At 42.4% G+C, this 9,097-nt stretch carries 7 protein-coding genes and 1 tRNA gene; 4 read left to right on the top strand and 4 right to left on the bottom strand.

Features of this window, described 5'->3' with window-relative positions:
- Positions 1–81 precede the first annotated feature (81 nt).
- Positions 82–2,736: a beta-N-acetylhexosaminidase gene (locus L4C33_RS16500; protein WP_428813509.1), complete on the bottom strand. Its 2,655-nt coding sequence runs from the start codon at positions 2,734–2,736 to the stop codon at positions 82–84.
- Positions 2,737–3,146: 410 nt separating this feature from the next.
- Between L4C33_RS16500 and L4C33_RS16495 the strand changes: the two genes are divergently transcribed.
- The gene (locus L4C33_RS16495; protein WP_428813508.1) at positions 3,147–4,022 is read left to right on the top strand and encodes a TraB/GumN family protein; all 876 of its coding nucleotides are present in this window, start codon (positions 3,147–3,149) and stop codon (positions 4,020–4,022) included.
- A 240-nt stretch (positions 4,023–4,262) separates the two neighbouring features.
- On the opposite strand, the gene L4C33_RS16490 is transcribed toward L4C33_RS16495, so the two are convergent.
- Positions 4,263–4,339: transfer RNA gene (locus tag L4C33_RS16490), tRNA-Pro, on the bottom strand.
- A gap of 256 nt (positions 4,340–4,595) precedes the next feature.
- On the opposite strand from L4C33_RS16490, the gene L4C33_RS16485 reads away from it, so the two are divergent.
- The 3 genes from L4C33_RS16485 (at position 4,596) to rluF (ending at position 6,719) form a co-directional block, all read left to right on the top strand.
- Positions 4,596–4,736, top strand: a complete 141-nt coding sequence (locus tag L4C33_RS16485; protein WP_137357545.1) for a DUF3149 domain-containing protein — start codon at positions 4,596–4,598, stop codon at positions 4,734–4,736.
- A 172-nt stretch (positions 4,737–4,908) separates the two neighbouring features.
- A complete protein-coding gene (gene smrA, locus L4C33_RS16480) occupies positions 4,909–5,490 on the top strand; it encodes a DNA endonuclease SmrA (protein WP_428813507.1) in 582 nt (193 codons plus the stop codon).
- Between the two features lie 104 nt (positions 5,491–5,594).
- On the top strand, positions 5,595–6,719 hold the full coding sequence (gene rluF / locus L4C33_RS16475) for a 23S rRNA pseudouridine(2604) synthase RluF (protein WP_428813506.1): 1,125 nt from the start codon (positions 5,595–5,597) through the stop codon (positions 6,717–6,719).
- A gap of 98 nt (positions 6,720–6,817) precedes the next feature.
- Here rluF and ybaK read toward each other — a convergent pair whose 3' ends face one another.
- Together ybaK and ushA are read right to left on the bottom strand one after the other, a co-directional pair.
- A complete protein-coding gene (ybaK, locus tag L4C33_RS16470; RefSeq protein ID WP_428813505.1) occupies positions 6,818–7,291 on the bottom strand; it encodes a Cys-tRNA(Pro) deacylase in 474 nt (157 codons plus the stop codon).
- 120 nt (positions 7,292–7,411) lie between these two features.
- Positions 7,412–9,073 carry a bifunctional UDP-sugar hydrolase/5'-nucleotidase UshA gene (gene ushA / locus L4C33_RS16465; protein WP_428813504.1) on the bottom strand — a complete coding sequence of 554 codons (1,662 nt, stop codon included), beginning with the start codon at positions 9,071–9,073 and terminating at the stop codon, positions 7,412–7,414.
- Positions 9,074–9,097: the final 24 nt, after the last annotated feature.

Raw genomic sequence — 9,097 nt, 5'->3', positions numbered from 1 at the left:
GTGTATGTGGACAGAGTTAATTAATAAGGATTGATAATGAATAGCTCCTCTATTCGAAGAGGAGCTATCAAATGCAAAGAGTTATTGTACCGAAGTCACACGACTCGTTCTGTTACCCGTAGCTGATATAGAACGGATATGGATTTCACCTTCTACGCTCGGGCGCTCGCTGTCAGAATACGTTAACCAATTTTCGCCATCAGCAGAGTACTGAAGCTCAACACCTGGGAATTGAACATTCATCGCAAGCTTACCGTTTTCAACTACAGCTCCCGGTACTGGTAGGCGGTAATCAATACCCGCTTTTTCCAATTTAGCTAATTCACGTTGGCCCAGAATATTAGCAAAGCGATTAAAGTCAGCGTCTAAAGCTTGCTGGTTAACTAAGTTGGTGTCTTGAGAATACTCCACGCCTACTTTGTAGTCGTTTTCCCAATCAGCGCGGTGCCATGCTCGCTCTGCAGCTGCAAGAACACGAGGAAATACCATGTATTCATACTGTTCGTCAGTACGCACAGTTTCTGACCAAAGTTGCGCAGACAAACCGTAGAAAGGTTTCGCTTCAATTTCACCTTTACCTGTGAAGCCATTACCATCACGGTCTAATGATGTTTCGGCATTTTGTGGCATGTTCTCTGGAGCAAAACCAAACATCTTACGTGTGTCGGTTGCACGAGTAGCCCAGTAGTAACCACGCTCTTTTGCGTCTACTTCATATGGCATATCCATATATACGTAATCTGGGTTAGAAACAATGACGTCATAGCCTTTCGCTGACCAATCGTATACCGATGAAGTACCGCCCCAGTACAGAACGTCCCAGAAGTTAACGCGAGTAGTCTCAGTCGCGAAGCCTTCTTCACCCTCTTCAACATACTTCAGACCATCTTGCCAAGCTTGGAAGTGAGGAATACCTTTGTCTGCGACAATCTTTGAAACTTCTTTCGCAAAGTAGCCCGGAAGGTGACCAAAATCACTTACCGTACCATCGGCAATGAGAGACTGACATTGTGGAGACTGTTGGAATGGTTTGTCTTGTTTATCTAATTCAATGTTACCTTTCCATGCCACTTTATCCTGAGCATCAACGTCTTGGAAGCCTGCGCCTAACTTGATGTTCTTCGCTTCATCACCACCAAAGTGCCAAGTTGTTAACGGCATACCCGCTTCATTATGCATTGCAGCGACTTCAGTAATGACTTTATCAACAAAGCGGCTTGATGATTCCATGCATGGGTTAATAAAACTGTGCTTATCGTAGAACTGAATAGTTGTGACATTCGAAGTGTCTTGCGGGTCCATTAAGCGGAACTCACTCGCTTCAGATTCTTTGCCTTCCGCCATTAGACGAGTGTAACGCGCTTCCATTGATACAACAGCAGAGCGAGCGTGTGCAGGCATATCGATTTCAGGAATAACCTCGATGCTACGCGCTTTTGCGTAGCTTAGAATCTCAACGTAATCTTCTTTACTAAAGAAACCTGAACCAAAGTTATCGGTTGTTGGACCGGAACCTAGCTGAGGCAGTAAGCAGCTCTGCTCTTCCAAATCAAAACAACGATTAGACCCTACATCCGTTAGCTCTGGTAAACCTGGAATTTCTAGACGCCAACCTTCATCATCTGTTAAATGAAGATGCAATTTATTCATTTTGTACGCAGCCATTTGATCTAGCGTCGCTAGAATAGCTTCTTTTGAATGGAAGTGACGAGCGACGTCCACCATGACACCACGATAATCAAAACGGGGCGCATCTTGAATAGAGAGCTGTGGCAGTGATTGAACGTTTTGGCTATCTACCAGACCAAAGATAGATTGTACTGCGTAGAAAGCGCCCGTTTTATCAAACGCTTTAATTGCAATGCCATCGTCTTGGATGCTTAATTGATAAGCTCCAGACTTCGCTAAATCACCAGTGAAGTCAGCAGGAACAACAGCGATACTCACAGGGAGATCGCCGCTAACATCCACATTCACCACATCTGCTCGTTCTTCAATGGCGGCGTATTGGTCAGCATCAAATATACCTTCAGGTAGGGCAATACCATCAGTAATGCTTACTGTCCCCTCGCCCGCTTCAACAAACATTGGAGTTGGTAGTAATGTTGTTGTTACATCTTGTGAAACTACATCAGCGTTTTTCTCAAAACGAGTCACCGCTGTTGCCATAACATTGTTGTCGTCAGGAGTTCGTTTAAGGTTGTTACCTTCTAAGCCTGTTACAAATGATGCAACATCTTCAGTATTCAATGATGCAATCATCTTCGGCTCGGCATTCGGTGCCGTAATGAATGCACCTGGCATAAAGTCAGTTTCAAATAACTGCCAGTACTCGCTAACCAGTGGTAACACAACTTCTTCACCAGCAGCAAAACCGTCGAATTTTTCTGTTGCTTCTAGCTTGTGCAAGTCACCCGTTACACGAGTAATTTTGAACTGCTCATTATCAACATCAAGGATTAAACGAATGCTGTGGAAGTATATCGTCCAGTCCTTTGAATCTACGGCTTCACCTTGGTTAACTAAAGTCATATTCACTTTATTACAAGATGCCCATTCGGCTCCTAGTTCCTGACACGCTAAGCCTTCATTTGCGCCATGGTTGGTCAAAACTTGGTATTGAACATCTAGGTTGTCAGCAAGTGTATTTACCACTTTTTGCTCTGCAGAAGGTGCAATAGCWCAACCCGCTAACCCCGCTAACACTGAAACAGCAATTAAGTTTCTCTTTAACATCTCTACATACCCATTAAAAATTACTAATTGAAACGAGAAAGGTTCGTTTCTGAAGATGTAGAAACTATATTGAGTTATTTTCCTACGTGAATTAAATCGATATCGGAAAGTGATCTTGTTCAAATCTCAAACTTCATAAAATTAAAATTTACTTTTAAATTAATGAGTTAAATATCACGTAGGTTACGTCACTTTAATTTTGACGTAATTTATGAGCACGGAGTCACACTAATAAGGCACATTTGTCGATTTATCGCGCTAAAAATAATATTCAATTTCGTTGTTCATGAAGATTGTTATAATTTGACTAGCTACAATGTGAATTCCATCTCAAAAATAAACGTCAAAAACAGCACGCTAAATTTATTTTGACGAGTGACCCCCTTACGGGCAAACCAGGGAGCGCCTTAATGCGTCGTAATACATATGCTCTTTCAGCAGTCATTTTCTTCATCGGATTCCTATCTCACCCAGTTTTATCTGAACCACTCTACTGGAGTGCGAGCAAAGGTAATAAAGAACTGATGATTTTCGGTTCGGTACATGTCGGCAACGAAGAAATGTACCCTTTACCCGTTCCTGTTATCGAGTATTTAGAAAAGAGTGACGGGCTAATTGTGGAAGCCGATATTCGAAAAAATAATAATGTCCAATATCCAGCCGCAAAATACAAAAGTGAAGATGTCTTATCTAAGAGTCTCAAACAGAAATTGATAGAGGTAGGAAACTCGTTAAACCTACACCCTCAGACTTTACTTATGTCACCGCCATGGGCAACCGCATTAACTCTTCAAATGAAGCAGTTTGAATCATTAGGGCTTGAGGCTCAGTATGGCGTTGATAGCTTCCTGATAGAAAAAGCCACACTCGAAAATATCCCTGTATTAGGGTTTGAGGAGTTACAGTTTCAGATTAACTTACTCACTAAGCTTCCCAAAGATGGTGAGTTGTTACTTATCAGTGGACTAGAAGAATGGGATAACAGCGAAAAGTCGGCTGGGTGCATTATTGAAAGTTGGCAAAGTGGTGACGCTGCTAACCTTCTCGAACTCGGTATGAGCAGTGAAATCAGCCCAGAGATGAATGAGCGCTTTGTATATTCAAGAAATCACAATTGGATTCAGCGACTCAATAACAACAGCTTTGTTCCAGAGAATAGTAAACACTTAATTGTTGTAGGTACGCTACATTTAGTCGGAGAACAAAACTTACTGTCTTTATTACAAGAGGATGGCTATAGCGTGGAACAGTTGTCCACCAGCCAAAAAGCGAACTGTGCTTTCTAAATAACGTCACAAGCATACCAGTGGCGAATCACGTTTGTTATCTTATGCCTGATACTAGATAGTAGTACTCACTGCGCCTTTTCAAAAGCTAAACGCAAGAAAGCCGTAGCATTTCCACTACGGCTTTCTTTTATGAGGTCGGTGAAGAATAAACTCCTAAGATAAGGCGAATCCGCCCAGATTATTTATTCCTCACATACGAAAAAGGCTTCGCATTTCTGCGAAGCCTTTTTCTTAATATGGTCGGTGAAGAGGGATTCGAACCCCCGACCCTCTGGTCCCAAACCAGATGCGCTACCAAGCTGCGCTATTCACCGAGATATCTAACGGGCTAATTGCCTGTCGATGGAGCGTATAATACGGATTCTGAGATAAGGCGCAAGTGCTTTTAGTGAAGTTTTTCTAAATACAGGTTCGTTCGCTCACTTAAGCATCAACAATACTAAAATGTGACCAGAAACTCACCGTGCAGAACATATATTTAACCTATGCAACAATGTTGATCCAGATCAGTATCGAATGAACTCATAGAACTTATCGTTAACTACGTATTCATACTTTGAGGATAAACACATGGACTTTTGGCTTGATCTCCTATTTGGTAATGCAGTAGGTCTTTCATCAATGATAGTTATCTTTGGCGCTATCGGTCTTATGATGTTTTACGGAGGATACTTCGTCTACAAAGTGATGAATGCGAAATCTCCTCACTAGAATCGCTAAGCCTCTATTTAATTATTGAGCAGTAATAAAATAGTGAATACGCTTTGCAACGGAGTCGGTTTATTGCCTACTCCGTTTTTTTCATTTTCCTCTCTAAAATTGCACACATCATTTTATGGCTTGGGTATACTAAAATTTCCCGACATAACTTGAGATGAACGCCATGTCTCATAACGACGACCTAGATTTATTCCAACAAATGATGGGCGATATAAAACGTATCGACCAAGACACCGCTGAACATCAAAAAGTTCACCGAGTTACAGAATCTCACTTAGCTAAGCGTGAAGCGGCAATGTGGCTATCAGAAAGCGATGATGATTATCTATCTCTAGATTATTGCCCAATGATCAAACCTGAAGACATCATAGAATACAAAAAAGATGGAGTTCAGGAAGGTGTCTATAAAAAACTCCGCTTAGGAAAATACCCAATTCAGGCAAAGCTAGACCTGCATAGAAAAACACTTAAAGACGCACGTAATGAAGTACTTTCGTTCTTACGCCAATGTTTAAGGATGGATGTCCGAACCGTTATTATTATTCACGGCAAGGGAGAGCGTTCTAACCCACCAGCTATGATGAAAAGCTACGTCGCTAATTGGCTCAATCAAATCAATGATGTGCAGTGTGTTCACTCTGCACAAGCATTTCACGGTGGCAGTGGTGCTGTGTATGTCATGTTGAGAAAAAGCAACGATAAGAAGCTTGAAAACCGCGAACGACATCAAAAACGAATGAGTTAGTGCTCATTGTCACACTTAGTGATAAAATTGATTCAATAAATAAGCAACTATTCTTAGTTGCTTTTCTTTTACCTAAAAACGTTGTGAAACGCTAAGAGAAGATCATGTCACAAGATTCCCAAGCTAAACGCCTTAATAAATACATTAGTGAAACTGGATTTTGCTCACGCCGTGAAGCCGATAAACTTATCGATGCTGGACGTGTCACCATCAATGGAAAGATCCCTGAAATGGGTACAAAAGTACTTCCAGGTGATGATGTGTGTATTGACCACAAACCTGTTCGATCTAAAGAAAAGCCGGTTTACATTGCACTGAATAAACCAACCGGTATTACTTGTACTACGGAACGTGATATTCCGGGTAACATTGTCGACTTTATTGGTCACCACAAACGTATTTTCCCAATTGGACGTTTAGATAAGCCTTCTGATGGTTTGATTTTCTTAACGAATGACGGCGACATCGTAAACAAAATTTTGCGTGCGGGTAACAACCACGAAAAAGAATACGTCGTTCGTGTAGATAAGCCGATTACTAGCGAGTTTCTTAAAAAGATGGCGGCTGGCGTACCTATTTTAGATACAGTTACGCTGCCTTGTCAGGTAGAAAAAGAAACGAAATTCTCTTTCCGTATCACCTTAACTCAAGGCCTAAACCGCCAAATTCGCCGCATGTGTGAAGCGTTAGGTTATGAAGTATTTAAACTACGTCGTGTGCGTATCATGAACATCTCTCTTGACGGTATTCCAAACGGAAAGTGGCGTTACCTGAGCGATGAAGAAGTCGCAGAAATTCTGTCAATGTGTGAAGGCTCAGTGAGTACTGAAGAAGCATCTAAATTAGATGCTAAAGGAAGACACATTAACAAGGCGACTGACGCGAAACTGTTTGATAGCCGTGATGAGAACCGCGCATCAACTGCTCGACGTAATCAACAAGATCGTAAACCTCGCACGTTCCGAGGGAACAACGCGGAAGAGTTTCGTCATGCGCCTAACTCTAAGCGTGGTAAAGGAAGTTCAAGCCGTGAAGGTTCAGATAGCAACCGTGGTGGCAACTCGAAATCGAACCACTGGGAGTCTGGTAAGAACAATTCAGACAATCGTCGTTCTGATAACCGCCGTTCAGAAAACAATAGCCACAGCTCAAGCAACAATCGCAACTCTAATCGCCCAAATAAGCCGGCCGCAAAGCGTGTTGGTGGAACATTAGGCCTGAAGAAGTAGCTTAATTAGCTCCATTTTCAAAATATAAAACGCCGACAGAGTTCACCTTTGTCGGCGTTTTTCTTTATTCCGTTTTGTACTGTTCCGTAACTTCTCAGCTATAGGCACAAATCAACAAACTGTGCACGAGTAAGCTTCGCGAGATCGCTCGGTGCCAACTCAATCTCCAGACCTCTTTTCCCTGCACTGACACATATCATGTCTTGAGTTTCTGCGGTGGCGTGGATAAAAGTAGGCAATGCTTTCTTTTGGCCCAAAGGGCTAATACCACCAACCACATAGCCCGTCGTTTTTTGAGCGATATCAGGATTAGCCATCTCTGCTTTTTTCCCTTTAGCGGCCTTTGCGGCAAGCTTCAAGTTTAGCTTTTGATCGACAGGTATAATGGCGACAGCAAGATCTTTAGCTACCCCATTCAAACAAAACAAGAGCGTTTTAAATACACGTTTAGGATCTTGCCCCAAAGCTTCAACCGCTTCCAAACCGTAGCTCTCATGGCTAGGATCATGATCATACTGATGGATGGTATGAGTCACTTTCTTTTTCTTAGCTAAGTTAATTGCAGGGGTCATAACGAATCCTAAAATATGCGTTTAAATAAACAAAAAGCGATGCCGAGGCATCGCTTTAGTTAAATTTATCACAGCCCTAGAGTCAATTGCTTTCTCTAGTTCTTTGATTTTCGCTAATGGTTACTTGTAAACCATTTCACCTGAAGGAGCGTATTTATTTACGTCTACAGGGCTATTTGCTTCTAGGTACTCTTTCAGTACTTCAGCGTCTACGAAACCAGTGTTAACGAAACCAGGGTGACCTGACAATTTAGGGTAACCGTCACCGCCTGAAGCGTTAAAACTTGGCACTGTGAAACGGTAAGTTTCATCTAGACGAAGCTGTTTGCCGCCGATGAATACGTTAGACACTTCACCGTTAGCTACTGTCATTGAAATACCAGCGAACTGAGCGTATGCACCAGAATCTACAGGCTTAGTCGCAACAACATTTAGGTAATCTAGAACTTCTTTACCAGACATGTCTGTGTAAGTCAGGATGTTCGCAAATGGTTGAACCGTTAGCACATCTTTGTAAGTTACTTCACCCGCTTCGATAGAATCACGAACGCCACCAGAGTTCATTACTGCGAAGTCAGCTTTAGCACGCTCCATGTGAGATGTCGCGATTAAACGACCTAGGTTCGTTTGTTGGAAACGAACAACGTTACGGTCGCCTTCTAACTTACCGTTAGTTTCAGCAATCTTAATATTAAGCTGTGCTTGACCTTGCTCTTGGTACGGGCGTAGGAATTCTAGCAGTTCAGCATCTTGTGCAATTTCGTCTTCGATAAGTACACGTTGCTTCTTACCGTCAATCTTCACTTTCTTCTTAAGGTTTACAGGAATTAGATCGTAGCTCACCATTTCTAGTTCACCGTTACGGAATTCGTAATCAGCACGACCTACGTACTTGCCCCATTCGTGAGCTTGAACGATGTAAGTACCGTTTTGTACATCTGGGCGACATTCATCAGAAGGCTTGAAGTTCTTCTTAACAACGTTTGGCGCTTCCATACATACTGGTTCTTGAGAGTGACCACCAACGATCATGTCTAGAGAACCTTCATCAAGGTAACGTGCTAGTGCAACATCACCAGGAGCGTTAACACCACGTTGGCCGTCTTCGTAGTGACCCATGTGAGTAACTGCGAAAATCAGATCTGGTTTTTCTGTTTCTTTAAGCTCAGCGATTAACTTTTTCGCTTCTTCTTTAGGGTCGCGGAAATCAATACCACCGATGAATTCAGGGTTACCAATTTTCTGCGTATCTTCAGTCGTTAGACCGATAACAGCAATCTTGATGCCTTGCTTGTTGAACATTTGGTAAGCTTGGAATTTACGCTCGCCAGACTCTTTGTCGTAAATGTTCGCAGATAGCATTGGGAAGTTTGCCCAATCAATTTGCTTGCTTAGTACTTCAAGAGAGTTATCAAACTCGTGGTTACCCAATGCCATCGCATCGTAACCGATTTTGTTCATACCTTTGAAGTCTGGTTCAGCATCTTGTAGATCTGACTCTGGAACACCTGTATTGATGTCACCACCAGATAGAAGCAATACGCTGCCGCCTTCTGCTTTAACTTCAGCACGAAGTTGGTCGATTAGCGTCTTACGCGCAGACATGCCGTACTCGCCGTATTTATTCTGCCAGAAGCGACCATGGTTATCGTTTGTGTGAAGAACTGTCAGCTTGTAAGTTTCATCTTGATTCCACTCTTGAGTTGGCTGAGATGCACAACCAGCAAGAGTTGCTAGAATTGCAGCACTTAGTGCTGTCTTTAGAATAAGGCGTTGCTTCATTGTCATACCTTTGAACTATATGGG

This window comes from Vibrio makurazakiensis (genome assembly GCF_050337375.1).
In the GTDB taxonomy this organism is placed as follows: domain Bacteria; phylum Pseudomonadota; class Gammaproteobacteria; order Enterobacterales; family Vibrionaceae; genus Vibrio; species Vibrio makurazakiensis.
This window is presented reverse-complemented; position numbering and strand designations above follow the sequence as displayed.

Excerpts from the sequence above, each read along its gene's own strand:
- L4C33_RS16495 (WP_428813508.1), top strand. The coding sequence starts at position 3,147 with ATGCGTCGTAATACATATGCTCTTTCAGCAGTCATTTTCTTCATCGGA.
- L4C33_RS16485 (WP_137357545.1), top strand. The coding sequence starts at position 4,596 with ATGGACTTTTGGCTTGATCTCCTATTTGGTAATGCAGTAGGTCTTTCA.
- smrA (WP_428813507.1), top strand. The coding sequence starts at position 4,909 with ATGTCTCATAACGACGACCTAGATTTATTCCAACAAATGATGGGCGAT.
- rluF (WP_428813506.1), top strand. The coding sequence starts at position 5,595 with ATGTCACAAGATTCCCAAGCTAAACGCCTTAATAAATACATTAGTGAA.
- ybaK (WP_428813505.1), bottom strand. The coding sequence starts at position 7,291 with ATGACCCCTGCAATTAACTTAGCTAAGAAAAAGAAAGTGACTCATACC.
- ushA (WP_428813504.1), bottom strand. The coding sequence starts at position 9,073 with ATGAAGCAACGCCTTATTCTAAAGACAGCACTAAGTGCTGCAATTCTA.